Below are 26,024 nucleotides of genomic sequence, written 5' to 3'. Positions count from 1 at the left end.
TAACCGTCCCCACGCCCGGTTGTACCGGGCTCATGCCAGTACAGGAGATTGTCATGGCAGAAGCAAAGAAAATCGGGGTGGTCGGAGCCACCTTCCTCGTCGCCGGCAACATGATGGGCTCAGGCGTGTTCCTGTTGCCGTCCAGTCTGGCCAAGATCGGCACCGCCTCGATCTGGGGCTGGCTGATCACCACCGCCGGTGCGCTGCTGCTGGCCTTCGTGTTCGCCAAGCTGGGCAAGCTGGCACCCAAGGCGGGCGGCCCCTATGCCTATGCGCGTGACTGGTTCGGGCCGTACATGGGCTTCCAGACCAATACCATCTACTGGTTCGCCAACTGGATCGGCAACGTCGCCATCCCTATCGCGGCGGTGGGCTACTTCAGTTACTTCTTCCCGATCCTGTCCGAGCCGCTGGTGCGCTGCATCGCGGTGCTTGTGCTGGTGTGGGCGCTGAGCTTCGCCAACATGATCGGTCCGGCCTTCGTCAGTCGCGTGCAGACGGTCACCACCAGCTTCGCGCTGGTGCCGATCCTGGGCATCGCCATCTTCGGCTGGTTCTTCTTCGATGCCGACATCTTCAAGGGCGCCTACAACGTGTCCGGTGAATCCAACTTCGGCGCGATCTCCAGTGCCGCGGCACTGACCCTGTGGGCCTTCATCGGCGTCGAATCCGCTTCGGTGACTGCCGGCGTGGTGGAGAATCCGGAAAAGAACGTGGCCCGCGCCACCCTGGCGGGCGTGTTCCTGGCTGCCATCGCCTACATCGCCAGTTCGTCGGTGATCATGGGCATGGTGCCCAATGGCGAGCTGCAGACTTCTGATGCACCGTTTGCACTGGCTGCCGCCAAGGCCGTCGGTGGCTGGGGTGGCGCGCTGGTGAGCCTGTGTGCCTTCATCGGCGCTGCCGGTTCGCTGGGCGGCTGGATCCTGCTGACCGCACAGAGTGCCAAGGCGGCCTCCGATGATGGCCTGTTCCCGAGCATCTTCAGCAAGACCAACAAGGACGACGTGCCGGTCAAGGGCGTGCTGATCGTGGCGGTGCTGATGACCCTGGCGGTGCTGGTCACATCCACCTCGGAAACCGCGTCGGCCCAGTTCGACGTGATCACATCGGCGGCGGTGGTGCTGACCCTGCTGCCCTACATCTACTCGTGCGTGGCCTGCTACTTCGTGGTCGAGCGTTCGCACACCCTGGTCCACACCGGTGCGTTCTGGACCCTGACCAGCCTGACCGTCGTGTACTGCCTGTGGGCGATCTACGGCTCGTCGGGAACCATCGTGCAGTACGCCTTCCTGTTCGTGCTGTTCATCACCGTGTTCTATCCCTTCTTCAGCGAGGAGCGCCGCCAGCAGCGGCAGCGCGCCCGCGAGGCATCGGCCATCAGCGCCGGCGCCCAGCGTTCCTGAGTTAGACAAGGAGAATCAACGTGTATTTCAAGTCCCTGGATTACCCGGTCATTGTCATCGACAACGACTACGAGTCGCCGCGCATCGGTGGCATCCTGATCCGCGCCCTGGTGGAGGAGCTGCGCAGCAACGACCAGCGCGTGCTGTGCGGCCTGAACCTGGATGATGCCCGCGCCGGTGCCCGCACCTACGTGGCGGCCTCGGCGGTGCTGATCTCGATCGATGGCAGTGAAGAGGTGGATGGCGAGTTCCAGCGCCTGACCGCCTTCCTGCGCGAGCAGAGCGCACGCCGCGCCAATCTGCCGGTGTTCCTGTACGGCGAGCGCCGCACCATCGAGAAGGTGCCGAGCAAGCTGCTCAAGTACATCCACGGTTTCATCTTCCTGTTCGAAGATACCAAGAGCTTCATCTCGCGGCAGGTGATGCGCGCGGCCGAAGACTACATGAAGAACCTGCTGCCGCCGTTCTTCAAGGCATTGATCCACCATGCGGCCGAGTCGAACTACTCCTGGCACACGCCAGGCCATGCCGGCGGCGTGGCGTTCACCAAGTCGCCGGTCGGTCGTGCATTCCATCAGTTCTACGGCGAGAACACCCTGCGCAGCGATCTGTCGATCTCGGTGCCGGAACTGGGTTCGCTGCTCGACCACACCGGCCCGATCAAGGACGCCGAGAACGAGGCCGCACGCAATTTCGGTGCCGACCATACCTTCTTCGTCACCAACGGCACCTCCACCGCCAACAAGATCGTCTGGCACGGTACGGTGGCCCGCGGCGACGTGGTGTTCGTCGACCGCAACTGCCACAAGTCGCTGCTGCACGCGCTGATCATGACCGATGCGGTGCCGGTGTACTTCACGCCCAGCCGCAACGCGCACGGCATCATCGGCCCGATCAGCCTGGACCAGTTCACGCCGGAGTCGCTGCAGCAGCGCATCGCTGCCAACCCGCTGGCCAGCCAGGCCTACAAGGCCGGCTCCAAGCCGCGCATCGCGGTGGTCACCAACTCGACCTACGACGGCCTGTGCTACAACGCCGAGAAGATCGCCGACGAGATCGGCAGCGCGGTCGACTTCCTGCATTTCGACGAAGCGTGGTACGCCTATGCTGCGTTCCATCCGTTCTACGAGAACCACTACGGCATGGCCAAGGGCAAGCCGCGTGAGCAGGATGCGATCATCTTCACCACGCATTCCACCCACAAGCTGCTGGCGGCGTTCTCGCAGGCGTCGATGATCCACGTACGCAACTCGGCGCAACGCAACCTGGATGCCGAGCGTTTCAATGAGTCGTTCATGATGCACACCTCGACCAGCCCGCACTACGGGGTGATCGCGGCCTGTGACGTGGCCTCGAAGATGATGGAAGGTGATGCGGGCCGCTCGCTGGTACAGGAAATGCACGACGAGGCCATCGCCTTCCGCCGCGCGATGCTGCACGTGCGCGATGACCTGGGGCGTGACGACTGGTGGTTCAGCGTGTGGCAGCCGACCCAGGTCGAGCGCAGCCTGGACAAGGGCGACACGCCAGCGCCGCTGGTGGCCAAGCGCGAGGAGTGGTACCTGCAGCCGGATGCGCACTGGCACGGCTTCGAGAACCTGGTCGACGACTATGTGCTGATCGACCCGATCAAGGTGACCCTGCTGACGCCGGGCCTGGCGATGGACGGCAGCATGGGCAAGCTGGGCATCCCGGCGGCGGTGCTGAGCAAGTTCCTGTGGGGCCGCGGCATCACCGTGGAGAAGACCAACCTGTACTCGGTGCTGTTCCTGTTCTCGATGGGCATCACCAAGGGCAAGTGGAGCACCCTGGTCACCGAGCTGATGGCGTTCAAGGAGCTCTACGATCGCAATGCGCCGCTGAGCCAGGCACTGCCGACGCTGGTCGCCGACTATCCGAATGCCTACGCCGGCTGGGGCCTACGTGACCTGTGCGACGCGCTGCATGCGTTCAACCAGGAATTCGCCGTGGCCAAGGTGATGCGCGAGATGTACGTGGATCTGCCGACGCCGGTGATGACCCCGGCCGATGCCTACAACCACCTGGTGAAGGGCGAGATCGAGCGGGTCGACATCGAGCAGATCAGTGGCCGCATTGCGGCGACCATGCTGGTGCCGTACCCGCCGGGCATCCCGACCATCATGCCGGGTGAGCGTTTTGGTGACAGCGACGAGCCGATCATCCAGTCGCTGCGCATCGCCCGGGAGCAGAACGCCCGTTTCCCGGGCTTCGAGTCGGACGTGCACGGGCTCATCATCGAGCAGGAGGGTGATGCGGTTTCGTACAAGGTGGAGGTGCTGAAGGCCTGACCGGCAACGGTCGGCCCCTCGGCGAACGATGGATACTGCGCGCGAGCAACGCATCCTGACGTTCTCGATAGGGGTCACCCTGGCGGTCAGCGCGGTCGGCTTCATCGGTGGCCTGCTGGTGGGATCGCAGGCCATCCTGTTCGACGGCGTGTACAGCCTGGTCGATGTCGCCCTGACCCTGGTGTCGTTGTCGGTGCTGCGGCTGGTGGCGCGGGAGCAGAGCCCGCGCTTCCAGTACGGCTACTGGCATCTGGAGCCGATGGTCGAGGCGCTGGGCGGGGTGATCCTGTCGCTGGCCTGCGTGTACGCGCTGGCCAACGCCGTGATCGGTTTGACCACGGGCGGGCACGAAGTGAAGTTCGGGCCCGCGCTGTGGTGGGCGGCATTGCTGAGTGCCAGCAACCTGGCGATGGCGGCGTTCGTCGCGCAGCGGGCGCGGCATCTGCGCTCCGCGCTGTTGTGGCTGGATGTACGGGGCTGGCTGCTGGGTGGGTTGATGAGCCTGGCGGTGGTGCTGGCCTTCGTGTTGGCGCTGGTCCTGCACGGTGGTGAGTGGCACCACTGGGTGCCGTACCTGGATTCGATCGTGCTGGCGTTGATCAGCCTGGCGGTGTTGCCGGTGCCGGCGCGGAGTGCCTGGAAGGCCATGCGCGAAGTGCTGCAGGTGGCACCGGATGATCTGGACCGGCGCGTGCAGCGGGTGATGCAGGCGTTCGTCGCCGAGCGTGGCTATGCCGGTTTCACCAGCCATGTGGCGAAGATGGGGCGGATGCGCTTCATCGAGATCCACGTGCTGGCTGACCCGGCCATGCCGTTGGGTTCAGTGGGCGAGGTCGATGCGATGCGCGACGAGATTGCGGTGCGGCTGGATGCGCGGGGCAGCACGTTCTGGTTGACCATTGATTTCACCGCAGACCCAGCGTGGACGTGACCACGCTTCTGTAGAGTCTTGCTCGACTGCTTCTGGTCGGTGGAAGTCGAGCAGGCTCGAGTCCACGGGAACGCGCGATCGTTGCGCGTGGCAGACCGGTCTGTTGCACCGGATCCATTTGACCTCAACCGGAGTTGAGGTCACAGACTGCCGGCATCCCCCACGAGGCGCGCGGCATGAACCTGCTGACCACACCGGACCTCAGCCATGGCCTGATGGAACTGTTCAATCCACCGGGTCTCTACGATCCTTCGGCCAACGGCTACTCACACGTGGCGGTGGTGCGCCTGCCGGCACGGGTGATCCATGTCGCAGGGCAGGGCGGCGAAGATGCCCAGGGCCGCCTCTCGCCCAGCTTCGAAGAACAGGTCGGGCAGGCGCTGGACAACCTGCAGACCGCGCTGCGATCGGCGCAGGCAAGTCTGGCCGATGTAGCGCGGCTGCGCATCCTGGTGGTCGACCACGATGAGGACCGGCTGGGCATCATTGCCCACCAGGTGCGACGGCGCTGGCCGAACCGCGCGGCGCCCACCTGCACGCTGATCCCGGTGCCGCGACTGGCGTTGGACGGCATGCTGTTCGAGATCGAGGCGGAGGCCTACGCCGCCTAGCGCAGGTAGTACTCCACCGGCACCACCAGTTCCTGCGGTGCCTTCAGTTCCTCGGGAATGGGCGGCAGCGGCTGCGCGCGACGGAAGGTCTGCAGCGCAGCGTCATCGAGCATCGGCTGGCCACTGGACTGCTCCAGCCGCAGCGCCAGCAGGCGACCTTCGCGGTCGATGCTGGCCCTGACCCAGGCAGTGCCCTGCTGCCGGCGCGAGCGCGCGGCGGCAGGGTAATAGCGGTAACGCTCCAGCCGCGCCATCAGGCGGGCTTCCCACTGGTCGCTGGCGGCGCCGGCCTGGAAGTCCGCCGGTGGCGCGTCTGGAGCGGGCGGCGCGGCCGTGATCGATGCCGGTGCGGGACTTGCATCGGTCGCGGCCGCAGGCGGGGCGACCGGCAGCGGCTTTCTACCCGTCCCGCCCGTTTCGCTGGCGGCCAACTCGCCCTCGCGCGCGGCGGTGGGCTTCGGTGGCGGGGGCGACTTTGTCGGTTGCGATGCACGCGCCTGTTGCGCCTGGCTGGGGGTATCGGCCTGGCGCTCCTCTACGGGCTGTGGCGGCGTGGCCGGTGCCAGCAGGCGCAGGCTGATGCGCACGTCCTGCTCCGGCGGTGGCAGCATCGGCGGCATTGCAACCCAGTGCACCAACAGCAGCAGGGGCAGCAGGTGCAGGACGACGGTGATCACGATCGCCTGCCAGTGTTGGCCGCGCTCACTCATCGTCCAGCACCCACAGCAGATCGGCATCAGCAGCACCGACGGTTTCACCCGGCGAGGCCAATGCGATCACCAGCGCAGGCGTATCCGGTGACAGGTAGCCCGGCACCCCGGTGCCGTGCAGCACATGCCAGCGACCGCCTACCAGCAGCGCGGGTGCGGGGGCTGCGGTCAGCACCTGTGCCATGCGCGTGTCGCGGGCCTGTTGCACGGCCAGCATCCCTTCCAGCATCGGTGCCGCGTCTGCGTGCTGGGCCAGTACCACATCCGACAGGCGTTGGCGGGCGGCGGCCAGCGGGAACCGCACCGCATCAGCGGACGCCAGGTGGGCGTTGACCTCGACGCGCGCGAGATTGCCGCCGAACAAGGGGATGCCGGCAGCGGTGGCGTCCTGCACCAGCCCGCCGTAGGCGGTCCACGGCCATCGTGTATCCCAGCCCAGCAGCTCCTGCAGGCGTGCACCGTCGGCATGGTTGCCCTTGGCCAGCCAGCGCTGCACCCGCTGCAGGCGCGGCTGGCGTTCGCTGGCAATCATCTCCAGCACCAGCGCGCCTTGTGGACGCTGCTGCTGCAGCGCGTGCAGCAGCCAGCGCTGGGCAGCGTGGTCACCGGCCAGGTCGTGGCGTTCGCCCAGCAGCAGTCGCGGAGCGTTCGCTGCGCGCTTCACGAACGCAGCTTCGTCCAGGGTCTGGCCGCTGGCGAGGTCCAGCACCTTGCCGGGCATCGGCTGCGCGCTGGCCATCGACGCGAGCGCGAGCAGGCACAGCGGCAGCCAGTGGCGGCTAGAACGCCACATTGACGCCCATCGAGACGGTGCGGCCACGGCCGTTGCCGCGGTCCAGGATCGGGCTGAAGATGCTGTCGATCGAGGCATTGTTGTCATAGGCCTTGTTCTGCAGGTTTTCGATGTTCAGCCACAGCGTGGTGTTGGCCTGGGGCTTGAAGCTGGCGTAGAAGTCGAGCAGTACACCGGTACCGCCGGTCTTGCGTGTCTGGAAGAAGTCGTAGCCTTCTTCGGTGGGCCCGGAGTATTCGGCGCGCAGGCCGGCCTGCACGCGCTGCTGCCACCAGCGGCCGCCCACGTCCAGCGTCCAGTAGCGGTCGGGCAGGGCGGTGATGTCTTCCAGGTTGACGAACTCGATGGCCGGCGCGCTGGTGCGCGAGCGGGTCCAGCTCAGCGTGGCGTGGTAGTGCTCGCTGGCGTAATGGGCTTCCAGTTCGATGCCGCGCATGCGCACTACGCCGGGGTGGTTCATCCAGCGCGTAGTGGCGCTGAAGTCGTCGGCGTCCAGCACATCGGTCCAGGCATTGAGCTGCGGATCGCTGTCGATCGGCACCACGAACGGTTCCACTTCCGGCGGATGCACGATCAGCAGGTACTGCGGCTTGATGTAGTCGCGGATGCGGTTGTCGAAGCGGGTGACCCGCAGTTGTGCCAGGTCACCGTCGACCAGCAGCGAGTCGGTGCTGAGGTTGGCGCCGAACTGCAGGTTGCGCGAGCGCTCGCGGCGCAGGAACGGATTGGCGCCGATGCCGTCGGCGACGCTGGCGTCCTCCAGCGGGATCTTCTCGAAGAACATTTCCTGCACGCGCGGCGGCCGCGACGTGCGCGAGACCTCGGCGAACAGCTGCAGCCAGTCGGTGGCCTGCAGTGAAACCGCCAGGCTCGGGCTGAGTGCGCGCTCTGTGCGACGCACGTCGATGTCGCCGCCATTGATCTCCGCGCACTGGCCGGGCACATCCGAGCACACCGGGATGTGACCACGGATGCCGAAGCGGTCCTGGCGCAGTCCTGCGGTCAGGGCATAGATGTCGTACTGCAGCTCCAGCGTGCTGAACACACTGTCCAGCTGGCTGCGACCCTGCGGGTTGGCACCGCGCAGGATGGGCGTATCGGCCACATAGATGTCCGATTGGTGCTTGATGCCGGTGTTCCAGCGCGCCTGCAGTGCACCGATGTCGAAGCGGCTGGTGTTGTCCACGGTCCAGCTGCTAAGGCTGCTGTGGGTGCGGCGGCCGATGTAGCTGGAGTCCTCCACCGGCGGGTAGAACAGCCGGGTCTTGTTGCTGGCGAAGGTCGCACGCAGGTCGATCCACGGCGAATAGGGTGTGTAGTGGTAACTGGCGCGCTGGTTGCGCGCGGAAATCTGCCACGGATAGTTGTGGTAGAAGTCGTTTTCGTAACGCATGTGGCTCAGGTCCAGCCGATGCTGGTCGCTGGGCTGCAGGCGCGCCTTCAACAGCCAGCTGCTGGGCTGCTGGCTGCCCGGGTCGGCGTTGTTCTTCTGCCCGCGTGCGGTCGCGTACTCGCTGCTGCGGCTGCTGCTGGCGGCGGCCAGCAGGCCGAACTGGCGGTCGCCACCCTCTTCGCTGTGGCGCCAGGCACCGGCGAAGGTACGGCCACTGCCGTAGCCGTTGTTGCCGTGGCGGTAGCCCGCACGCAGGCCCCAGTCGCGCCCCTCGCCGAGCAGATCGTCGATGTCCAGCGTGCGGAAGTTGGCACTGCCGGCCAGCGTGCCGGCGCCATCACCACCGGCGACCGCACCGCGCTGCACGTCCACACCGGCCAGCAGGAAGGGATCGACATAGGCGAACGGGCCGCCCGAGCCGTGCCCGGCATTGTTGCGGAAGGTCTGGGTGACACCGTCGATCATGGTGTTGACCCGGCCGGCACCGGTCATGCCGCGGATGTTGACCTGCAGGCCCGGCTGGCTGCGCGAATGGAAGCTGTGGGTGCCGGGCATCGAGCGCAGCAGGCTGTTGCCTTCCTGGCGTTCGGCCATCGCCACACGCTCGCTGCCCACCGAGGGCGCAAAGCCATCGCGGGTGGCCGGTACATATTGACTGGCGCCGGCACCCGGTGCCTGACCGTGTGCGGTAGTACCCTGCACCCGCAGCGGGCCAGTGCGACGGCTGCCATCGGCGCGTTCAGCCGGTGCCGGCTCCAGGGCGGCACGACGCGCATCGACGAAGCGCGGGCGCAGGCCGCTGCCTGCCAACAGGCGCGACAGGGCCTGCGCATCGTCGAAGTCACCGCGCAGCGCAGGCGCCGAATGGCCAGCGGGCAGCGCCGCGCCGATCACCAGATCGACGCCGGTCAGCCGGCTGTAGGCGTCCAGCGCGGCCGCCAGCGGTTGTGCGGGCAGATTGTAGGTGCGGGTGGCGGTCTGTGCGTGGGCACTGCCGGGCAGCAGCGGAAGGGCACTGGTACAGGCCAGCGACAGGGCGAGGACAAGGGGGCGGGGGCACAGCATCGGGGGCTCCAGGGGCTGACGCAGAGCGTCGTCATCCTGGGTAGACGCAGCCGCAGGCCGGATGTCAGGGTCCATCACGCTGTTCCCTGCGTGGCGGCAGCCACACCTGTATGCCCGCGCCGAGGCGCAGCACGCGCACCTGCAACTGAGTGGCCAACTGGTCGCGATTGCCGGCCGCACCGTCGGCACTGCCAAGCAGGGTGACCGGCTGCTGGCGCAGCTGCTCGCCGACGACCCACGTGTGCCCGCCATGCCAGCGGTCCAGGCCCTGCGTGACGTCGGCCAGTGGGGCCGAGACCCAATGCAGGCGCCGCTCGCGCCAGGCCAATGCTCCGGGGGCGGTCGTTGTTGCATGGGCTGTTGCCTGCCCATCGAAGCGCAGCTGTTCGCCGTGGTCAGCCAGCATGCTGACGTTGCCGCTGTCCACGCGCACGCGATGCTCAGTAACGGTGACCACGCTGCTGTTGCCCTGCACGGCAAGATCGAATGCGGTCCCCAGTGCAGTGACGGTGCCCTGTGGGGTATGCACCTGGAAGGGCCGGTCGGCATCGGCGGCGACCTGGAACCAGGCCTGGCCGCGCTGCAGCTGGAGCTGGCGGCGCTGCCCATCGATGCGCACCTTCACTTCGCTGCCGGGTGACAGCAGGACATGCGAGCCATCCCGAAGGGTCTCCTCGCGGATCTCGCCAGCGGCCGTTCGCAGGACCTGCGCTACGGGCGGCGACACATGGCGGCTGTAGAGACCCAGCGCGCACAGCAACAGAACCGCAATGCCGGCTTCGCGCAGGCGACGGCGTTGCCTGCGCTGCTGTTGCCGCTGCAGGCTAGGCAGCGTCGCACCGGCCTGCCACAGGTGTTGCAGATGCTGGTACTGCGCAGCATGGCGAGGGTCGGCCTGGTACCACTGCTCGAACGCGTTCTCGTCGCGGCCACCGTCGTGCCCGTCCAGCCACCAGCGTGCAGCTTCGCGCGCGATCGCGTCCAGGCTCATGCGCCCGGCACCTGCTGCAGGGCGACCAGTGCGCGCAGCAGATGGCCGTGCGCGGTCTGCCGGCTGATGCCGAGCTGGCGCCCGATCTCGGCCAGCGCCAACTGTTCAACCCGCGCCAGCAGGAACACCTGGCGCGAGCGCGGTGGCAGCGCGGCGATGATCGCGTCGAGGTGGCGCAGCTGTTCGGCGTCGAGCAGTCGCTGCTCGGGCAGCGGCGCAGGATCGGCGATGGCATGCAACTGCGTGTCATCCAGCGCTTCTTCGCGACGGCGCTGGCGTTGCCGGTAATGGTCGGCAATCAGGTTGTGGGCAACACGGTACAGGTACGCGCGGCCATTGCTCAGCAGGCCACTGGCGGCGACCTTGACGACACGCAGCCAGGTTTCCTGGACGACGTCATCGGCGTCGCTGCGTTGCGGGAGTTTGCGGCGGACATGGGCGTGCAGCGGCCGGTAATGGGCCGCGCACAGCTGCGCGACATCCGTCGGTTCGACAGGCGTGGACACGGGGCGGGCGACAACTGGGAAAGGGAACAGCCCGCGGCGGCAAGGGCAGCGGCTGCACCTTACAGCAAAAGAGAATCATTTGCATCTTTGGTGCGAGCGCAGTCCGCATGAGCCACCGCGGCGTCAGCGGGGACGATAGTCGCAGTGGATCTGCAGCGCTTCGGTGGGGTTGCAATGCAGCTCGAAGCCGCAGTGCTGCAGGCTGCGCTTCGCTCGTGCGACTGGCTCGGCATACCGGGCGACGCGGCGGTGCTGCCAGCGCGGCGGGGTGAACACGCCCAGGGGCAGCAGCCGCAGCCGCTCGCCGTGCAGTACCAGTGAGACATCGACATGACGGCCATCGATGTCGTGGCCGTTGGCGCCGAAGATGGCGTCGACTTCATCCCGGCGCTGCGGATAACAGGCACGGAAGAGGGTGATGCCGAGCCGACGCACCAGGCGGCGGAAGCCACCGAGACGGCTGTGGCTGGGTTCGAAGCCACGGGTGAGCAGTAGCCGCAGCCCCACAGGCAGCATTGCCTGCGCGTCGAGCAGGCGTTGCAGTACCTCTTCTTCCAGTTGGATGCGGGTGGAGGGCCAGCGCGGGGCGATGAGCAGTCCGTGGTGGTTGCCGCGTTGCAGGGTCAGCATCGGTGAAGCTTCGCACGCGGCCGAACAGCCGGGGTAGTGCCGGCCGCTGGCCGGCAGATTCGAGTACCGGCCAGCGGCCGGCACTACCGTGACGATCATCAGAGGTCGCGGTACTGGATCTGCGAAGCCAGTACGCGCAGGCCGTCGGCATTGCTGGACAGGATGCGCTCTTCGCCAACACCTTTCTGCCGTTTCAGCTGGAAGCCCTGATCCGCAGGCAGTTGTGCGGCGATGGCGTCCATGCGCTGCAGGGCATCAGGGCCGCTGCAGTCGAAGTGGCCCCAATAGGCGCCATCGCGGTGGATCTGCAATCGATAGTTCATCGCGGTGTCTCCGGCAGGTCCTGCAGCCAATGGTCGAACATCGCGGTGGCGGCCGCGGCCAGTGGTGCGCCATAGCGACGCGCCTGCGCGCGCAGGTCGTTGGGATCGATGCCGGCCTGGGCCAGCTCCAGCGTGTGGCCGACCAGCCAACGCTCGAACTGGCGGGCGTCCAGTTCCGGATGGCATTGCAGGGCCAGTGCGTGGTTGCCGATGGCGAAGGCCTGGTGGCGGCAGGCCGGCGTGCTGGCCAGGCGGCGTGCGCCGGCCGGAAGTTCGAAGGCCTCACCATGCCAATGCAGCACCGGAATGCCCTGCAGGGCCTGCAGCGGTGAACGCTGGCCTTCATCGGTCAGCAGCAGTGGCGCAAAGCCGATTTCCTTGCCGCCGCTGGGAGCGACACTGGCACCGAGTGCACGCGCCATCAGTTGTGCACCCAGGCAGATGCCCAGGGTTGGCCGCTGCTGCTGCAGCCGGCGCTGCAGCAGGGCGATGCTGTCGGTGACGAAGGGATAGGTCGCTGTGTCATTGGCACTGATCGGGCCGCCCAGCACCACCAGCAGGTCGGTCACTTCGGCCGGATCGAGCGCATCGACGCCGGCCTGCAGCACCTGCAGCTGCCAGCCTTGTGCCAACAGCAGAGGCTGCAGGGTGCCGAGGTCTTCAAAGGCAACGTGTTGCAGAACGACTGCGTGCTTCATGCCGGGGCCCCGCTGTTCGGCCAGTAGAAGCTGTCCGGGGTGGCGCGGGCGCCGAAGATGGCCTGGCCGACGCGGACCACGGTGGCACCTTCCTCGATGGCCACTTCGAAATCACCGGACATGCCCATCGACAGCTGCGACAGGTCAAGGCCGGGCGGGGCGTTGCGTTGCAGCTGGCCGCGCAGTTCGCGCAGGCGCACGAAGCAGGCGCGCACGCGCTCGACGTCGGGGGTGAAGATGGCCAGGGTCATCAGGCCGCGCACACGCAGGCGATCGAAGGCCGGCAGCTGCTGCACGAAGGCCTCGACCGCGTCGGGTTCCAGTCCGTACTTGCTCGGCTCGGCCGAGGTGTTGACCTGCACGAACACATCCAGCGTGCGGTCTTCCAGTTGCAGGCGCTGCTGCAGGGCCTCGGCCACGCGCAGGCTGTCCAGCGCCTGGAACTCGCTGGCAAAGCGCGCCACGTAGCGCGCCTTGTTGGTCTGCAGATGGCCGATCACCGACCAGTGCACGCCCAGGTCGGCCATCGTTTCGGCCTTGCGCTGTGCTTCCTGCACCTTGTTCTCGCCCAGTTCGTGGCAACCGGCGGCCACGGCCATGCGGATACGGGCGTCATCGACGGTCTTGCTGACCGGCAGCAGGCGCACGCTGGCCGGGTCCCGGCCGACGCGCGCGCAGGCATCGGTGATGCGTTGGCGCACCGTGACCAGGTTGGCGGCGATCTGTTCAACGGACTGGGCGACGGGCCAGTCGGCAGCGGCAAGGGGCATGCGGGCACCTCCAATGCAGGATGGCCAGGGTGGGATACACTGGCACAGGACAAGATATATTTTGGCATAGGACAAAATGAAAATCACCGGGCATAGCGCCGAGTCGATCTTCGACAGCATCCGCGACGGCATCGGCAAGGGCCGCCTGCCGGCCGGCAGCGTGCTGCCGCCGGTGCGTGAACTGGCCGAGCAACTGGGCGTGAACCGCAACACCGTGGCCGCTGCCTACAAGCGCCTGGATGCGGCGGGCCTGGCCAGCACGGCGGGCCGCCGTGGCACGGTGGTGCGCGGATTGCCGCCGACGCTGGCGCGCGAGGGCAGTACGCCCGGGCTGGCGCTGCAGGACCTGGCCGGTGGCAATCCGGATCCGCGCCTGCTGCCGAACCTGCGCCTGGCCCCGGCCGCGCCGCGTTTGTACGGCGTAGGCACGGTCGACCCGAGGTTGCAGGCGCTGGCAAGGGCCTCGCTGGATGCGGACTGCCCGGAGGGCTATGCGCTGGAGCTGACCCATGGCGCGGTTGATGGCATCGAGCGCCTGCTGGCGGCGTGGTTGCTGCCAGGAGACCGCATCGCGGTGGAGGATCCATGCTTCCTCGGTAGCCTCAATGTGCTCAATGCTGTGGGCCACGCGCCGTTGCCGGTGGCGGTGGACGCGCATGGCATGCAGGTCGATTCGCTGCGGCAGGCGCTGGAGGCCGGCGCACGCGCGGTGCTGCTGACCCCGCGGGCACACAACCCGACCGGGGCCAGCTTGGATGCGAAGCGGGCACGGGCGTTGCGGCAGTTGCTGGCGGCCTACCCGCAGGTGGCGGTGCTGATCGACGATCACTACGCACTGCTCTCGCAGCAGGCCTATCACTCAGTGCTGCCGCTGGATGGCCGGCGCTGGGCGCTGCTGCGTTCGTTGTCCAAACCACTGGGTCCGGACCTGCGGCTGGCCTGGCTGGCCTGCGATGAGGAGACCGCATCGCGGTTGCGGCTGCGATTGGCGTCCGGCACCGGCTGGGTCAGCCACCTGCTGCAGGATGCAGCGACTTCGGTGCTGGCGTCGGCAACGCAGCGGGCGAAGATCGCCTCGGCGGGTGAGCGCTACCAGCAGCGCCTGCAGTCGCTACAGGAGCTGCTGCGCGCGCATGGCATGCCGACGCCGCAGCCGATGGAAGGATTGAACCTGTGGCTGCCGTTGCCGGCCGACAGCCACCCACACGTGCTGGCACTGGCTTCGCGTGGATGGCATGTGCGTGCAGGCGAAGTGTTCGCGGTGGCGGCACCGGGCCATGGTCTGCGCATTACCTGCGCGGCGCTGGGATCGGCGCAGCTGCGGCAGCTGGCCGATGACCTGGCGGCGGTGTGTGGTTTGTAGCGTCGGGCCATGCTCGGCTTTGCTTCGCCTTTGTAGAGCCGAGCCATGCTCGGCTGCTGTTGGTAGAAGCAGTCGAGCATGGCTCGACTCTACATGACCGGTAGTCGAGCATGGTTCGACGCTACAGAAGCAGATCAAGGCGCGGCGTTCGCGCCCGGGCGCACGTAGTAGGACTGGCCGCTGTCATCGACGAACATCAGCTCCGGCTTGCCCTGCCAGGAGGTGAGCATGGCGCCGGTGTTGTTCTGGTGCTTGACCATGAGGCTGGCGCCACGGTCCGGATTGGCGACGACCTTGAACACTTCGGTGGTGCCGGTGGCATCGTCCAGGGTGAGCAGGGCTTCGCCGCCGCGATCGCTGGTGCCGTAGCCGCCGCGTTCGGAGCCGTCGGGGCCGAGCAGGATCAGGCCGGACAGGGCGGTGGCGCGCGGCCCCTGGGTGCGGCCCTGGCTGAGCGGATCGGGAACCGGTGCGCCGAGGATCACCCGCGGCTGGCCGCTTGCATCGTGAATGATCAGCCCGCGTGCCTCGATGATGCGCTGTGGCGATTGGCTGCGATGCAGGTTCCAGGCGGTCCAGCCGGAAACAAGCAGGGCGAGGGTCGAGACCACCAGGGTGGTCAGCAGCAGCGCACGGGACATCGGGTCGTCCTTCCTTGGATGTGCCGACGATAGCGGATGCGGACCGGCAATGGCCAGTTCGTTGTGTGACGTTGTGTATCGTCAGTGGAAATCGCGACTGTGGCTGCGCAGTCCCTGCAGCAGTTCATCCAGGCAGTGCATGCGCTGCACGATGACGTGCTGCACGCCATCGACGCGTTCCAGGCGGCCATCGATCTGCATCAGCTGGGTATCGACCAGCACCCGGTGCTGGCGATCAGCCAGGTGCCGCCAGACCACGGCGTTGACCATGCCGGTTTCGTCTTCAAGGGTGAGGAAGGTGACGCCACTGGCGGTCTGCGGGCGCTGGCGCATGCGCACCAGGCCGGCGATGCGCACGCGCCGGCCATGGCCGTGGGCAGCCAGTTGTGCGGCATCCAGGCAGCCACGGCTGCGCAGTTGCGCGCGCAGGAACGAGATCGGATGGCGGCCCAGCGTGGTGCCGGTGCTGCGGTAATCGGCCTGCATGTCTTCCCAGGCGCTGGGCAGGGGCAGTGGCACGCGGGCTTCGGTGGTGGCGCGGGCCTGGTCGAACAGCGGCAACCGGTTTTCCACACCGGAGATATCCCAGCGCGCACGATGGCGATGGCCGCTGAGCCCACGCAGCGCCCCGGCATCGGCCAGCAGGCCCTGCTGGCGGCGGTCCAGAGCGGTACGCTGGCACAGGTCACCCACATCGTCGAACGGGCGCCGCGCACGTTCACGCATGATGGCCTGCACGGCGGGCTCGTTGCAGCCATCGACCAGGCGCAGGCCGAGCCGGATCGCGGCCGGCCCCTTGCTGAAATCCAGCGTGCAGTCCCAGTCGCTGTGGCGCACGTCCACCGGCAGCACGCGGATGCCATGCCGGCGCGCATCCTGCAGCAGCTGGTCGGGGCTGTAGAAGCCCAATGGCTGGCTGTTGATCAGGCTGGCGGTGAACGCGGCCGGGTGATGGCACTTCAGCCAGCAACTGTTATAGGTCAGCAGGGCGAAACTGGCGGCGTGACTTTCCGGAAAACCGTAGTCACCGAAGCCCTTGATCTGTTCGAACAGGTGCTCGCCGTACTCGCGGCTGAAGCCGTTCTTGAGCATGCCGGCCAGCAGCTTCTCGCGATGCGGTTCCAGGCCGCCACGGCGCTTCCACGCCGCCATCGAGCGGCGCAGGGCATCGGCCTGGCCCGGCGTGTAGCCGGCCGCTTCCACCGCCAACTGCATGACCTGTTCCTGGAACAGTGGCACGCCGAGGGTGCGCGCGAACACGCGTTCCAGCCGCGCTGGATAGAGTGGATTGTCTGGATCGTTCAACGCGTCAGGACCCTGCTCGCGCAGGATCCTTCGCCGTTCCAGGTAGGGGTGCACCATGTCACCCTGGATCGGGCCAGGGCGCACGATCGCCACTTCGATCACCAGGTCGTAGAAGGTGCGCGGCTGCAGGCGCGGCAGCATCGCCATCTGCGCGCGCGACTCGATCTGGAATACGCCGATGGTGTCGGCGGCGCAGATCATGTCGTAGGTCTTCGTATCCTTGGGAGGAATCGCATCCATGCGTCCTTCGTGCAGGCCATGCTGCTGCAGCATCGCCAGGCATTTGCGGATGGCGGTGAGCATGCCCAGCGCCAGGCAGTCGACCTTCATCAGGCCGGTGGCATCCAGATCGTCCTTGTCCCACTGGATGACGGTGCGGTCGGCCATCGCCGCGTTCTCCACCGGCACCAGGGTTGACAGCGGATGCTCGGAAATCACGAAGCCGCCCGGGTGCTGCGACAGGTGGCGCGGGAAGTCGATCAGTTCGGTGGTCAGCGCCAGCAGTCGCCGCATCAGCGGGGTTTCCGGATCGAAGCCGCGCTCGCGCAGGGTCTCCGGCAGCGGCACATGGCCGCCCCAGTGGTCCATCGCCGCGCCCAGTTCGTTGACCTGGTCCATCGGCAGGCCAAGCGCACGGGCCACGTCGCGGATCGCGCTGCGGCCACGGTAGCTGATCGCCACCGCGGTCAACGCCGCGCGCTCGCGGCCATAGCGCTTGAACACGTACTGCAGCACTTCCTCGCGGCGCTCGTGTTCGAAGTCGATGTCGATATCCGGTGGTTCGTCGCGCTCGGCGGAGATGAAGCGCTCGAACAGCAGGTTGCTGCGTGCCGGGTCGATCTCGGTCACGCCCAGTACGAAGCACACCGCGGAGTTGGCCGCCGAGCCACGACCCTGGCAGAGGATGTCCTGGCTGCGCGCGAAGCGCACGATGTCCTGCACGGTGAGGAAGTACGAGGCGTAGTTCTTTTCCCGGATCAATGCCAGTTCGTGCTCGATCTGTTTGCGTTGTGCCGGTTCGATGCCGCCTTTCCAGCGCCACGGGATGCCGCGCTCGACCAGCACGCGCAGCCAGCTGTCCGGGTCGTGGCCCTCGGGCACCAGCTCGCGCGGATAGGTGTACTGCAGCTGCTCCAGCGTGAAGTGGCAACGCTCGGCGATGCGCAGGGTCTCGGCCAGCAGTTCGGGCGGATACAGCTGGGCCAGTGCGGTACGCGGGCGCAGGTGGCGCTCGCCGTTGGGAAACAGGCGCCAGCCGGCCTCGGCCACGCTGCAGCGGTGGCGGATCGCGGTCAGGGTGTCCTGCAGGGCGCGGCGGCGTCGCACGTGCATGTGCACATCACCACTGGCCACCAGCGGCAGGTGGTGGCGTTCGCCGAAGGCCTGCAGCTGCTGCAGGCGACGCGCGTCGTCATGCTCATGGTGCAGCTCCACCGCCAGCCACAGGCGATCATCGAAGCCGGTGCGCAACAGTTCCAGATCGATGGCGGCCGGTTGCCGGTCCAGCCACAGGCACAGCAGGCCGTCGGGCAGGCCGAGCAGGTCCTCGCGCAGGCAGCGGTATTCGCCCTTGGCCGCGCGCCGCCGGCAGGTGGTGATCAACTGGCAGAGACCAGCATAGGCGGCCTGGTCGGTGCACAGCAGGGCCAGCTTCGGCCCGTCCTCGATCTGGAATTCGGCGCCGACGATCAGCGCCACGCCATGCGTCTTCGCCGCCTGCCAGGCACGCACGATGCCGGCCAGCGAGCATTCGTCGGTGATCGCCAACGCGCGGTAGCCCTGGCCGGCAGCGCGCGCGAACAGTTCTTCGGCGATCGAGGCGCCACGCTGGAAACTGAAGGCCGACAGGCAGTGCAGTTCGGCGTAGCCGGGCAGTTCGCTGTGCATGGCGGCTCAGCCGAACCAGCCGTGCAGCATCCACGGCGCATGCGGATCATTGCGGTCACGGAAAGCCCAGCCGCGCTGGCCATGCGCGGTTTCCACCACGTAGTAATCGCGGCGCGCATCGGCCTGGTCCCACCAGCCCGATTCGATCCGCTCCGGCCCGGTGACGATGCGCAGGCGCGGATCACGCAGCGGTTGTGGGGTGTCCAGCAGCCAGCCAGGGCGCAGCGGCCAGTACGACGGAGACTTGGCCGGCGGCTGGGTGCCACTGGCGCGTTCGGGGCGATGGTCGGCCTGCACCGCCAGCGGCTGCACGGCGTCATCGCCCAGCCGCGCCCGCAGGCGCTCGCGCAGCTGGTTCCAGGGCATCGCCTGTGCCGGCCGGGTATCGAACAGGTCACGCGCGGCGGGCACGAACGGTGGCAGCTGTTCGGCCTGCAGGCGCAGTGCGCGGCTGCCAGCGGGCAGGGCGAACGCTTCCATGCGGTTGCGCGCGATCTCGAACAGCAGCGCGGGATCGCGCTCGGGTGCCAGCAGGCCGATGGTCAGCACGCTGGCCGGCAGCAGGTCATGCTCGAAGTGCAGGTCGAAGCGCTGTACGCCGCCATCGCGCGAGCACAGGAAGGCCGCCAGGTCCAGCAGCAGGCGGCGCAGCGGGAACAGCAGGGCCTGGCTGGATTCGATCTCGTATTCGAATTCGATGCGCGCATCGAAACGATCCGGTGGCTGGTAGTAGCGCAGTGGCGCGGTGGGCAGGCCACGCAATGCGTCCAGCTGCTGCAGCACCTCGGGGGCGAAGCGCCGGGCCAGGCTGTCGCGCGGCAGTTCGAGCACCGCACCCAGCGTGCGCAGACCGGAACGACCGAGCACGGTCACCGCTTCGCTGGGCAGGCCGCAACGCGGCAACGGCAGCTGCGCCAGTGCCGCTGGCAGCTGCTGCGCATCGATGCTGAGGCCGTCGTGGACGTTGGCCAGCACGCGCGCGGCATGCGCGGTGGGCGCGGCCACCAGGCGGTGGCGGAAACCAAGCTCATGCAGTTCGCCGCGCAGGCGCTTTTCGATCGTCAGCCAGTCACCGAACAGGGCGCGACTGGCGCCGATCTCCATGACCAGCGCGTGCGGAAAATCGAGGCTGACCTGCGAGCTGTAGGCGTAGGCCCAACTGGCCAGCAGCTGCCGGGTGTGCTGTTCGGCGTTCGGGTCGTAGTCGTGCAGGTACATGTCCTGCACCAGCACCTGTGCGGCCGACAGCAGCATGCCCGGGCGCAGTCCCGCTGCGCGTGCCGACGGGCTGACCGCGCGCAGCACGCGACGCTGCGCCGGCCCCTGCAGCAGCACCAGTGGCCGCTGCGGGTCCGGCTGCAGGCGCAGCACGCTGTCCAGTGCCAGCTGCGGCAACAACAGGCAGGCCCAATGCATGACGCGGCCTCAGTGGGCGATGGCCAGTGGCAACGGCTGCGCCGGTGGCAGGCCGCCACGGCACTTCAGCACCCGCACCTGGCCGTGGTTGAGCTGCAGGCGCAGGCTGGCCGGGGAGGGGTTGCGCGCTGCCTGCGCCTCGCGGAACACGAAGCCCAGGCACTGGCCGCTGTCGGCAGCCACCTGCAGCCGGCGCAGTGAGCGGTCGTCGGCCTGGTGTGGCCAGCACAGCACCGCCGCGCAGGCCGCAGAGCGCAGGCACTGTTCGGCGGCCCACAGCGCCTGTTTCGGTGCGGCGTGGATGATCTGCAGCTGGGCCAGGTCCAGCCCGGCCGCCGCCCAGGCCGGGGCATGCGGGCGGTAGGGCGGGGCGACCAGCACGATCGGGCGGTCGCGCTGGCTCAGCTTCGCCAGCGCCGGCCAGACCAGCGCCAGCTCGCCGACGCCGGGCGCGGCCTGCAGCACCTCGCACAGCCCGCTGGCCGGCCAGCCACCGCCGGGCAGGCGTGCGTCCAGCGCCGGATGGCCACTGGCCAAGTGGTCGCTGGCCGGCCCCTGGCGGGCTGGGCCGCGCCACAGCTGGCGCCCGTCCAGCAGCCGGTCGAGGGCGACGACAGCACCCATCAGCCGATCCTCCAAGGGAGGCGCCGGGTTGGCTTGAAGCGGCAGGAACGGGCGGAAACGGCAGGCATGGCGCGAGTATCGACGGGCCGGTATCAGGGGCTGAGACCGGACATGCTACTCGCCTTGTGAGTAGAATTACTAATGAAATCGGAAGGTCGGGTTTCAGGTTGCTGAAGGGCTAAAGCATCCACGCATGGCGTGGATCTACCAGGGTTCTCTCCAGTAGATCCACGCCATGCGTGGATGGGAAAACGGTGCCGACCAGGGTCGGCACCTACAGGCACGGGCACTCCCGGTTACGGGCGCACCGGCAGCGCCACCGGGCGCAGCGGCGCGGCATCACCGCCGCGGATCTTCAGCGGGCCACCGATGAAGGCGAACTCATAGACCTTGTCGCGGGCCAGTTCGTCCAGCGCCACCAGCTCGATGATCGGCGCGCCCTGCTGGGCCAGCAGGTAGGTGTGCAGCGGCACGTAGTCGTCGGACACCTCCGAGGGGAAGGTCTCGAAGCTGAGGTTGTCGGCGCCGACGATCATCGCGCCGCTGTCCTCCACCAGGAAGCGCGCCGCGTCCAGGCCCATGCCCGGCGGGTTGGCCATGTAGGCCTTGGGCTGTTCGAACAGGCGCATGCGGCCGGTGCGGATCAGCACCACGTCGCCCTGCTGCAGCTTCACCTGCTGGCGTGCCAGCGCATCCTTCAGGTCCTGCCGGGTGACGCGGTAGCTGTCCGGCAGCATGTCCACGCCCTTGGCGCCGGCCACGTCGATCAGCACGCCACGCGCGATCAGCGGCGGGAATTTCTCGATGCCGGTGACGTTCCAGCCACGGTCACCGAGGTGCTTGTCGGCCTCGAAGCCGTTCCAGATCTTTCCGTGGATGCCGAAGTGGTTCAGCGCATCGATGTGGGTGCCGGTGTGGCTGTACATCGAGAATGCGGTGCCGGTGTAGCTGCGGGTGAGGTTCATGGTTTCACCCACGCCCATCGGGTCGTCCATCACCGTGCCGCGCGGGGTGTGGGTCATCCAGAACTGGTAGTGCGGGTCGCCGGCATCCTGCCAGCTGGGCATGCCAACGTAGTATTCGGTGGCCAGGTCATAGGCCTTGCCGCCGCTCACCCGCGACAGGATCGCCGCACGCGAGGCGTCGGTGATCAGGTTGAGGCGGCCGATCTCGTCCTTCGGCCCCCAGGGGCTGGTGCCGACCTGCTGGCCGGAGGGAACGCGTTCGTGCGCGGATACGGTGGTGGAAGCGGCGGTGCCGGCCAGCAGCAGGGCCAGCGCGGTGGCCAGGGTACGTGGGGTCATGGGGAATCTCCTTGCAGGGTGGGGGACGGTGCGGCTCAGGCCGCGACCAGGTGCGCCAGGGCTTGGCGCAGTTGCGGCAGCGGCAGGGTCTGCAGGCGCAGGCCGTTGCCGCCGATCACGGTGGGAATGGAGCGGATGCCGAGGGTCGCGGCTTCGGCACGGTCGGCCTGCACGCGCTGGCGCACTGCGTCGCTGCGCATGTGGTCAGCGAAGGCGCCACGCGGGTGGCCCAGTGCTTCGGCGATATCCAGCAGTACTTCGGCGTCGCCGATGTTGCGGTGCTGGTGCAGGTGCGCCCACTGCACGGCATCGAACATCGCGCCATGGGCGTCGTTGCCACCGAGCATGCCGGCGGCCTGGCAGGCCAGTGCGCCGAGCCAGCCGGACGGATACTCGAAGTCCTGTGCACGCATGCCTTCGATATCGATGCGCGCGGTGTCTTCATGCGCGGCGCAGTCGGTCCAGTGGCGCAGGATGATCGCCTTGGCGCGCTCCATCGAGCCGAACACCTCGACCATCTGCGCGCGCGAGTCCTGCAGCACGAAGCTGCGGTGACGCACCTGGATGCCGAGTTCGGCGGAGACCTGCTGCAGGCGCGGGGCCAGCACGAAGCACCAGCCGCAGACCACGTCGTGGAAGAAATCGACCACCGGCGCGGCGGTGGCGGGGGAAGGAACGGAAGACATCTGCCTGCCATCGGTGAGAGGGGAGGCGGCAGAGTAGGCAGCGCGGCGCGTCTGAAACAGCACGCCGCGGGCAGCTCAGTTTTCGCTGGCGGTTACGAATCCAGGCCGGCGCAGCCGGGCAGCTCGGCGTGCAGGAAATCGATGAAGGCACGCACCTTGGGCTGCAGGTGGCGCGAGGTGGGGTAGACCGCATGCACGAAGCGCGGCGGATAGCGGTGGTCGGGCAGCACCTGCTGCAGTTCGCCACGGGCCAGCGCCGGTGCCGCCAGGAACGAGGGCAGGGCGCCGATGCCCATGCCGGCCACCAGCAGGTCGCGCAGCAGCAGGCTGTTGTTGACGGTGACGCGCGCTGGCAGGGTGATCGTTACCTGCCCATCAGGGCCGAGCAGCGGCCAGCTGCCGGGCGAGTCGGACAGGCTGTAGGCCAGCACGCTGTGCGTCTGCAGATCGTCCACTGCCTGCGGTGCCGGATGCTGCTGAAGGTAGGACGGAGCCGCGCACAGCACCTGCTGCAACGAGGCCAGGCGGCGCGCTACCAGTCGCGAGTCGTCCAGCTCGGCACGCAACCGCAGCGACACATCGAAACCTTCGCCCACCGCATCAAGCAGGCGGTCTTCCATCACAAGGTCCAGCGACAGTTGCGGATGCTGCTGCAGGAAGCGTGGCAGCAGCGGCGACAGCGTGCTCAGCGCGAACGACTGCGGCGCGTTCACGCGCAGGCGCCCGGCCACGTCGCCGCGCTGTTCGGCGATGCCGCGTTCCAGTGCTTCCAGCTCGTCGAGCAGGCGGCAGCATTCGCGGTAATAGGCGTGGCCGGTTTCGGTCAGGCTCATGCGCCGCGTGGTCCGCTGCAGCAGTACCACGCCCAGGTGCGCTTCCAGCGTGCGCAGCTGCTTGCTGAGCCCGGCCGGCGACATGCCCAGGTCTTCGGCGGCACGGGCCAGCCCGCCGCGTTCGACGATGCGGCGGAAGGCACGCATCAGGTTGAAGGAATCCATGCCGGTCTCGGGCGCGATGAGGCCGCCATTGTAGATCCACGCCATGCGTGGATGCGGGAAACGTGGTGCCGTCCACGATGGTCATCCACCAGAGGCGCGCCGGGTTGCGCCGTTTGTTCAAGCCGGCCACCCGCATGCCGCGCCAGCATGCAGGCCCCTTACTTTCCGGATTGCCCATGAAGCACTGGATGCTCCGCCTGTATGCCCCGCTGTTCCTGCTGGGGTTCGTTGCCGCCGCCATCGTATGGGTCGGCCACTGTCACGGTGACCCGTTGTGGTTGCTGGCCCTGCTCGCGGTTGCCATCCCGGTTTCGTTCGCTGCCGAACGTGCCTGGCCGTATGACCCCGCGTTCAACCACGACCAGGGCGACAGCCTGCGTGACACCCTGCATGCGCTGGTCAACGAAAGCCTGAACCTGCTGTCGATCGCTGCGGTTCCGCTGCTGGCAGCCATCATTCCGTGGCAGGCCTGGCCGCTGCAGTGGCCATTCGCGCTGCAGGTGCTGCTGGCCGTCATCTGCGCCGATCTCGGCATCACCCTGGTGCACTATGCCAGCCATCGCATCGGCTGGCTGTGGCGGCTGCATGCGGTGCATCACAGCGTGACCCGCATGTATGGCTTCAACGGTCTGATGAAACACCCGCTGCACCAGGCGGCCGAAGCGGTGGGCGGCGTGCTGCCGCTGCTGCTGTTGGGCCTGCCGATGCCGGTAGCCGCGGTGTTGGCGTTCGCCATTGCCATCCAGCTGCTGCTGCAGCATTCCAACGTGGACATGCGTCCCGGCGTGCTGGGCCGGGTGATGGCCTGGGCGCCGCTGCACCGCTTCCACCACATGCGTTACGGCACCGCCGGCGACGTCAACTTCGGCCTGTTCCTGACTGTCTGGGATCACCTGCTGGGGACCGCCTTCGATGCGCCCGGCTATCGGCTGCAGCAACGCGACCTCGGCATCGGCAGCCAGCCGGACTATCCGCGCGATTATCCCGGACAGCTGCTGGCGCCGTTCCGCGAACTGCCGCATGGCGAGGTACCGGAGTTGCCGGAAGGTCTGCGCAGGCGCGGATGATGGGGCGTGTCAGGCCGCGTGCAGCTGCAGGCCCTGCAGCTGCGCGGCACCGATGCCGAACATGCGGCGCAGGCTGCGCGACAGATGGGCCAGGTCAGCGAATCCGGCCGCGTGCGCGCTGTCGGTCAGGCTGTGCCCGCGCAGATGATGCATCAGTGCGCTGCGCAGCCGTTGCCACAGCACCCAGCCGCGCAGGGTCACCGCCAGATCGGACTGGAAGCGTCGATGCAGCTGGCTGGTCGACAGATGTGCCGCCTCGGCGATATCGGCGGCTGGCACCGGCCCGGGCAGGTGCTGGGCGATACGGGACAGCGCGGCCTGCACGCGGCGGTCCAGTGGTTGCGGGCGGCTCAGCCGTGGCAGCCAGTCGTGCAGCTCCAGCGCGTTGCCCGGCAGCGCGTGCAGGTGCTGCTCGATCTGCCCGGGATCGGCATGTGCGGGCTCGAGGAACACCGTACAGCCCGCTTCCGGCGCCGACAGGATTGCGTGCGGCTGGAATGACGGCAGCCACAGCCGTTGGCCCTGCTGCCGTACGCCAGCGACCTCGACCTGCCAGAGCGCGGCTTCGCTCAGCAACAGTTGATGGGCGTAGTGCGCGTGCGTATCACTGCCACCGGCGTGGCCCTGCAGCACGGCCACGTGAGCATCCAGCAGCAGCGTGCCATTCCAGGGCAGGGCGGGAGAGGACATGGAGGAATTGTAGATCCACGCCATGCGTGGATGGACCTCCACCGGAATCGAATATCTCGTGTTGATTTGAAAAGCATCCACGCATGGCGTGGATCTACTGGCCACCAGCCAGCTGTCGAAGGCGGGGCACTGTGGGTTTGCGGGGTGTGAGCCGCATGGATGCGGCGACCAAGGCTACATGGACGTACTTGCGCCGTCCCCGCAGACCCACAGTGCCCCGCCATCCCACGGAATGCGGCATTTGATTCTGCTGTAGCGTTGGCCGTTGCCTCTGCGGGTGCCGGGCGCAGCCCGGCCGCGCGACCCTCACCGCCCCTGCGGATCCGGCCGGTGATGCACGTACTCGACCACGGTGCCATCGGGATGCACCGCATTGAACGCCGCCCCGGTCGGTACCACCTGCAGCGGGAAGATGATTTCAGCGCCAGCCGCCACCAGCTTGTCGTGATAGGGCCGAACGTCATCGACCAGCAGCGTCCCCGTGGTCGAAGTGAAGGGCGCCAGCGCCGCCTTGCTGCCCTCGATCAACAGGAACGCACCGACCATCGCCAGACGCAGGCCGGCCTCCGGAAACGGGAACCCGGCATCGGCCACCACGCCCTGCAACTGCTCGTAGAACGCCACGCTGCGCTCCAGCTCACCGGGGGCCACGAACACCCGGATCAGCACGCGCGGCGCGCGTTGGCTGGAGGTGTCACAGCGGTCGCGCCAGAGATGATCGAAGTCGCGGTGTACGGTCATGGGCTCGATTCGTGGCCAGGGATCTCCATTATCAGCAGCCTCGCGCGGCGCGCTGATGACCGCCGGTGATGGCCTGATAACCAGTGGCTGGGGTCGGCCTGTGACTTAGGTCCTGTTGACAGGTGTGAACGCCCTCGCACAATCTTCACATGATTAGGTCGCCCTG

24 protein-coding genes are annotated in these 26,024 nt (G+C 67.7%); 6 read left to right on the top strand and 18 right to left on the bottom strand.

Annotated elements, in window-relative coordinates; genetic code table 11:
- Positions 1-53: 53 nt before the first annotated feature.
- The 4 genes from adiC (at position 54) to ACZK4Z_RS13270 (ending at position 5,257) form a co-directional block, all read left to right on the top strand.
- Positions 54-1,406, top strand: a complete 1,353-nt coding sequence (gene adiC / locus ACZK4Z_RS13285; protein WP_006461445.1) for an arginine/agmatine antiporter — start codon at positions 54-56, stop codon at positions 1,404-1,406.
- 20 nt (positions 1,407-1,426) lie between these two features.
- Positions 1,427-3,715, top strand: a complete 2,289-nt coding sequence (locus ACZK4Z_RS13280) for an Orn/Lys/Arg family decarboxylase (protein WP_125894559.1) — start codon at positions 1,427-1,429, stop codon at positions 3,713-3,715.
- A 28-nt stretch (positions 3,716-3,743) separates the two neighbouring features.
- Positions 3,744-4,646: a cation diffusion facilitator family transporter gene (locus ACZK4Z_RS13275; RefSeq protein ID WP_125894561.1), complete on the top strand. Its 903-nt coding sequence runs from the start codon at positions 3,744-3,746 to the stop codon at positions 4,644-4,646.
- 176 nt (positions 4,647-4,822) lie between these two features.
- On the top strand, positions 4,823-5,257 hold the full coding sequence (locus ACZK4Z_RS13270; protein WP_100434884.1) for a RidA family protein: 435 nt from the start codon (positions 4,823-4,825) through the stop codon (positions 5,255-5,257).
- Here ACZK4Z_RS13270 and ACZK4Z_RS13265 read toward each other — a convergent pair.
- From ACZK4Z_RS13265 to ACZK4Z_RS13225, 9 genes are all read right to left on the bottom strand, one after another.
- Positions 5,254-5,967, bottom strand: coding sequence for an energy transducer TonB family protein (locus ACZK4Z_RS13265; protein WP_032129375.1), 714 nt, complete (start codon positions 5,965-5,967; stop codon positions 5,254-5,256). The two genes, ACZK4Z_RS13270 and ACZK4Z_RS13265, sit on opposite strands and share 4 nt — an antisense overlap.
- Positions 5,960-6,760: a ChaN family lipoprotein gene (locus ACZK4Z_RS13260; protein WP_125894563.1), complete on the bottom strand. Its 801-nt coding sequence runs from the start codon at positions 6,758-6,760 to the stop codon at positions 5,960-5,962. Before ACZK4Z_RS13260 ends, ACZK4Z_RS13265 begins: the two co-directional genes overlap by 8 nt.
- Entirely contained in the window at positions 6,747-9,218 is a 2,472-nt protein-coding gene (locus ACZK4Z_RS13255) for a TonB-dependent receptor (RefSeq protein WP_293794562.1), read from the bottom strand. Before ACZK4Z_RS13255 ends, ACZK4Z_RS13260 begins: the two co-directional genes overlap by 14 nt.
- 64 nt (positions 9,219-9,282) lie before the next feature.
- Positions 9,283-10,209: a FecR family protein gene (locus ACZK4Z_RS13250; protein WP_032129372.1), complete on the bottom strand. Its 927-nt coding sequence runs from the start codon at positions 10,207-10,209 to the stop codon at positions 9,283-9,285.
- Positions 10,206-10,715: an RNA polymerase sigma factor gene (locus tag ACZK4Z_RS13245; RefSeq protein ID WP_032129371.1), complete on the bottom strand. Its 510-nt coding sequence runs from the start codon at positions 10,713-10,715 to the stop codon at positions 10,206-10,208. The genes ACZK4Z_RS13250 and ACZK4Z_RS13245 overlap by 4 nt, the downstream gene beginning before the upstream one ends.
- A 123-nt stretch (positions 10,716-10,838) precedes the next feature.
- Complete coding sequence (locus tag ACZK4Z_RS13240; RefSeq protein WP_125894567.1) at positions 10,839-11,345, bottom strand: hypothetical protein; 507 nt, start codon at positions 11,343-11,345, stop codon at positions 10,839-10,841.
- A 98-nt stretch (positions 11,346-11,443) separates the two neighbouring features.
- Positions 11,444-11,668 carry a hypothetical protein gene (locus ACZK4Z_RS13235; protein WP_125894569.1) on the bottom strand — a complete coding sequence of 75 codons (225 nt, stop codon included), beginning with the start codon at positions 11,666-11,668 and terminating at the stop codon, positions 11,444-11,446.
- On the bottom strand, positions 11,665-12,366 hold the full coding sequence (locus tag ACZK4Z_RS13230) for a glutamine amidotransferase (protein ID WP_121503550.1): 702 nt from the start codon (positions 12,364-12,366) through the stop codon (positions 11,665-11,667). Before ACZK4Z_RS13230 ends, ACZK4Z_RS13235 begins: the two co-directional genes overlap by 4 nt.
- Positions 12,363-13,136, bottom strand: a complete 774-nt coding sequence (locus tag ACZK4Z_RS13225; RefSeq protein WP_125894571.1) for a YggS family pyridoxal phosphate-dependent enzyme — start codon at positions 13,134-13,136, stop codon at positions 12,363-12,365. Before ACZK4Z_RS13225 ends, ACZK4Z_RS13230 begins: the two co-directional genes overlap by 4 nt.
- 76 nt (positions 13,137-13,212) lie before the next feature.
- On the opposite strand from ACZK4Z_RS13225, the gene ptsJ reads away from it, so the two are divergent.
- Positions 13,213-14,499, top strand: a complete 1,287-nt coding sequence (ptsJ, locus tag ACZK4Z_RS13220) for a MocR-like B6 salvage transcription factor PtsJ (protein WP_125894573.1) — start codon at positions 13,213-13,215, stop codon at positions 14,497-14,499.
- A 134-nt stretch (positions 14,500-14,633) separates the two neighbouring features.
- Here ptsJ and ACZK4Z_RS13215 read toward each other — a convergent pair whose 3' ends face one another.
- The 7 genes from ACZK4Z_RS13215 to ACZK4Z_RS13185 form a co-directional block, all read right to left on the bottom strand.
- Entirely contained in the window at positions 14,634-15,140 is a 507-nt protein-coding gene (locus ACZK4Z_RS13215; RefSeq protein ID WP_012511394.1) for a hypothetical protein, read from the bottom strand.
- An 81-nt stretch (positions 15,141-15,221) separates the two neighbouring features.
- Positions 15,222-18,332, bottom strand: a complete 3,111-nt coding sequence (locus ACZK4Z_RS13210) for an error-prone DNA polymerase (RefSeq protein ID WP_125894575.1) — start codon at positions 18,330-18,332, stop codon at positions 15,222-15,224.
- Positions 18,333-18,338: 6 nt separating this feature from the next.
- Positions 18,339-19,748, bottom strand: coding sequence for a Y-family DNA polymerase (locus tag ACZK4Z_RS13205; protein ID WP_125894577.1), 1,410 nt, complete (start codon positions 19,746-19,748; stop codon positions 18,339-18,341).
- A gap of 9 nt (positions 19,749-19,757) precedes the next feature.
- On the bottom strand, positions 19,758-20,372 hold the full coding sequence (gene imuA, locus ACZK4Z_RS13200) for a translesion DNA synthesis-associated protein ImuA (protein ID WP_125894579.1): 615 nt from the start codon (positions 20,370-20,372) through the stop codon (positions 19,758-19,760).
- A 296-nt stretch (positions 20,373-20,668) separates the two neighbouring features.
- Positions 20,669-21,676: a cyclase family protein gene (locus ACZK4Z_RS13195; RefSeq protein WP_125894581.1), complete on the bottom strand. Its 1,008-nt coding sequence runs from the start codon at positions 21,674-21,676 to the stop codon at positions 20,669-20,671.
- Positions 21,677-21,711: 35 nt separating this feature from the next.
- Positions 21,712-22,362, bottom strand: coding sequence for a DsbA family oxidoreductase (locus ACZK4Z_RS13190; RefSeq protein WP_121503545.1), 651 nt, complete (start codon positions 22,360-22,362; stop codon positions 21,712-21,714).
- 92 nt (positions 22,363-22,454) lie between these two features.
- Positions 22,455-23,405, bottom strand: a complete 951-nt coding sequence (locus tag ACZK4Z_RS13185) for a LysR family transcriptional regulator (protein ID WP_185749963.1) — start codon at positions 23,403-23,405, stop codon at positions 22,455-22,457.
- Between the two features lie 131 nt (positions 23,406-23,536).
- Here ACZK4Z_RS13185 and ACZK4Z_RS13180 point away from each other — a divergent pair, with 131 nt between their 5' ends.
- A complete protein-coding gene (locus ACZK4Z_RS13180) occupies positions 23,537-24,427 on the top strand; it encodes a sterol desaturase family protein (RefSeq protein WP_125894583.1) in 891 nt (296 codons plus the stop codon).
- Between the two features lie 9 nt (positions 24,428-24,436).
- On the opposite strand, the gene ACZK4Z_RS13175 is transcribed toward ACZK4Z_RS13180, so the two are convergent.
- Complete coding sequence (locus ACZK4Z_RS13175; protein WP_125894585.1) at positions 24,437-25,141, bottom strand: AraC family transcriptional regulator; 705 nt, start codon at positions 25,139-25,141, stop codon at positions 24,437-24,439.
- Between the two features lie 282 nt (positions 25,142-25,423).
- Complete coding sequence (locus ACZK4Z_RS13170; protein ID WP_049422820.1) at positions 25,424-25,858, bottom strand: VOC family protein; 435 nt, start codon at positions 25,856-25,858, stop codon at positions 25,424-25,426.
- Between the last annotated feature and the right edge of the window lie 166 nt (positions 25,859-26,024).

This window comes from Stenotrophomonas sp. 71799_Sma, assembly GCF_056482505.1.
The sequence above is the reverse complement of the archived record's forward strand: the minus strand, read 5'-3'. Positions and strand labels throughout refer to the sequence as shown.

Bases quoted from the DNA above. Each gene is read 5' to 3' on its own strand.
- adiC (WP_006461445.1), top strand. From the start codon at position 54: ATGGCAGAAGCAAAGAAAATCGGGGTGGTCGGAGCCACCTTCCTCGTC.
- ACZK4Z_RS13275 (WP_125894561.1), top strand. From the start codon at position 3,744: ATGGATACTGCGCGCGAGCAACGCATCCTGACGTTCTCGATAGGGGTC.
- ACZK4Z_RS13270 (WP_100434884.1), top strand. From the start codon at position 4,823: ATGAACCTGCTGACCACACCGGACCTCAGCCATGGCCTGATGGAACTG.
- ACZK4Z_RS13265 (WP_032129375.1), bottom strand. From the start codon at position 5,967: ATGAGTGAGCGCGGCCAACACTGGCAGGCGATCGTGATCACCGTCGTC.
- ACZK4Z_RS13260 (WP_125894563.1), bottom strand. From the start codon at position 6,760: ATGTGGCGTTCTAGCCGCCACTGGCTGCCGCTGTGCCTGCTCGCGCTC.
- ACZK4Z_RS13255 (WP_293794562.1), bottom strand. From the start codon at position 9,218: ATGCTGTGCCCCCGCCCCCTTGTCCTCGCCCTGTCGCTGGCCTGTACC.
- ACZK4Z_RS13250 (WP_032129372.1), bottom strand. From the start codon at position 10,209: ATGAGCCTGGACGCGATCGCGCGCGAAGCTGCACGCTGGTGGCTGGAC.
- ACZK4Z_RS13240 (WP_125894567.1), bottom strand. From the start codon at position 11,345: ATGCTGACCCTGCAACGCGGCAACCACCACGGACTGCTCATCGCCCCG.
- ACZK4Z_RS13235 (WP_125894569.1), bottom strand. From the start codon at position 11,668: ATGAACTATCGATTGCAGATCCACCGCGATGGCGCCTATTGGGGCCAC.
- ACZK4Z_RS13230 (WP_121503550.1), bottom strand. From the start codon at position 12,366: ATGAAGCACGCAGTCGTTCTGCAACACGTTGCCTTTGAAGACCTCGGC.
- ACZK4Z_RS13225 (WP_125894571.1), bottom strand. From the start codon at position 13,136: ATGCCCCTTGCCGCTGCCGACTGGCCCGTCGCCCAGTCCGTTGAACAG.
- ptsJ (WP_125894573.1), top strand. From the start codon at position 13,213: ATGAAAATCACCGGGCATAGCGCCGAGTCGATCTTCGACAGCATCCGC.
- ACZK4Z_RS13215 (WP_012511394.1), bottom strand. From the start codon at position 15,140: ATGTCCCGTGCGCTGCTGCTGACCACCCTGGTGGTCTCGACCCTCGCC.
- ACZK4Z_RS13210 (WP_125894575.1), bottom strand. From the start codon at position 18,332: ATGCACAGCGAACTGCCCGGCTACGCCGAACTGCACTGCCTGTCGGCC.
- ACZK4Z_RS13205 (WP_125894577.1), bottom strand. From the start codon at position 19,748: ATGCATTGGGCCTGCCTGTTGTTGCCGCAGCTGGCACTGGACAGCGTG.
- imuA (WP_125894579.1), bottom strand. From the start codon at position 20,372: ATGGGTGCTGTCGTCGCCCTCGACCGGCTGCTGGACGGGCGCCAGCTG.
- ACZK4Z_RS13195 (WP_125894581.1), bottom strand. From the start codon at position 21,676: ATGACCCCACGTACCCTGGCCACCGCGCTGGCCCTGCTGCTGGCCGGC.
- ACZK4Z_RS13190 (WP_121503545.1), bottom strand. From the start codon at position 22,362: ATGTCTTCCGTTCCTTCCCCCGCCACCGCCGCGCCGGTGGTCGATTTC.
- ACZK4Z_RS13185 (WP_185749963.1), bottom strand. From the start codon at position 23,405: ATGGCGTGGATCTACAATGGCGGCCTCATCGCGCCCGAGACCGGCATG.
- ACZK4Z_RS13180 (WP_125894583.1), top strand. From the start codon at position 23,537: ATGAAGCACTGGATGCTCCGCCTGTATGCCCCGCTGTTCCTGCTGGGG.
- ACZK4Z_RS13175 (WP_125894585.1), bottom strand. From the start codon at position 25,141: ATGGCGTGGATCTACAATTCCTCCATGTCCTCTCCCGCCCTGCCCTGG.
- ACZK4Z_RS13170 (WP_049422820.1), bottom strand. From the start codon at position 25,858: ATGACCGTACACCGCGACTTCGATCATCTCTGGCGCGACCGCTGTGAC.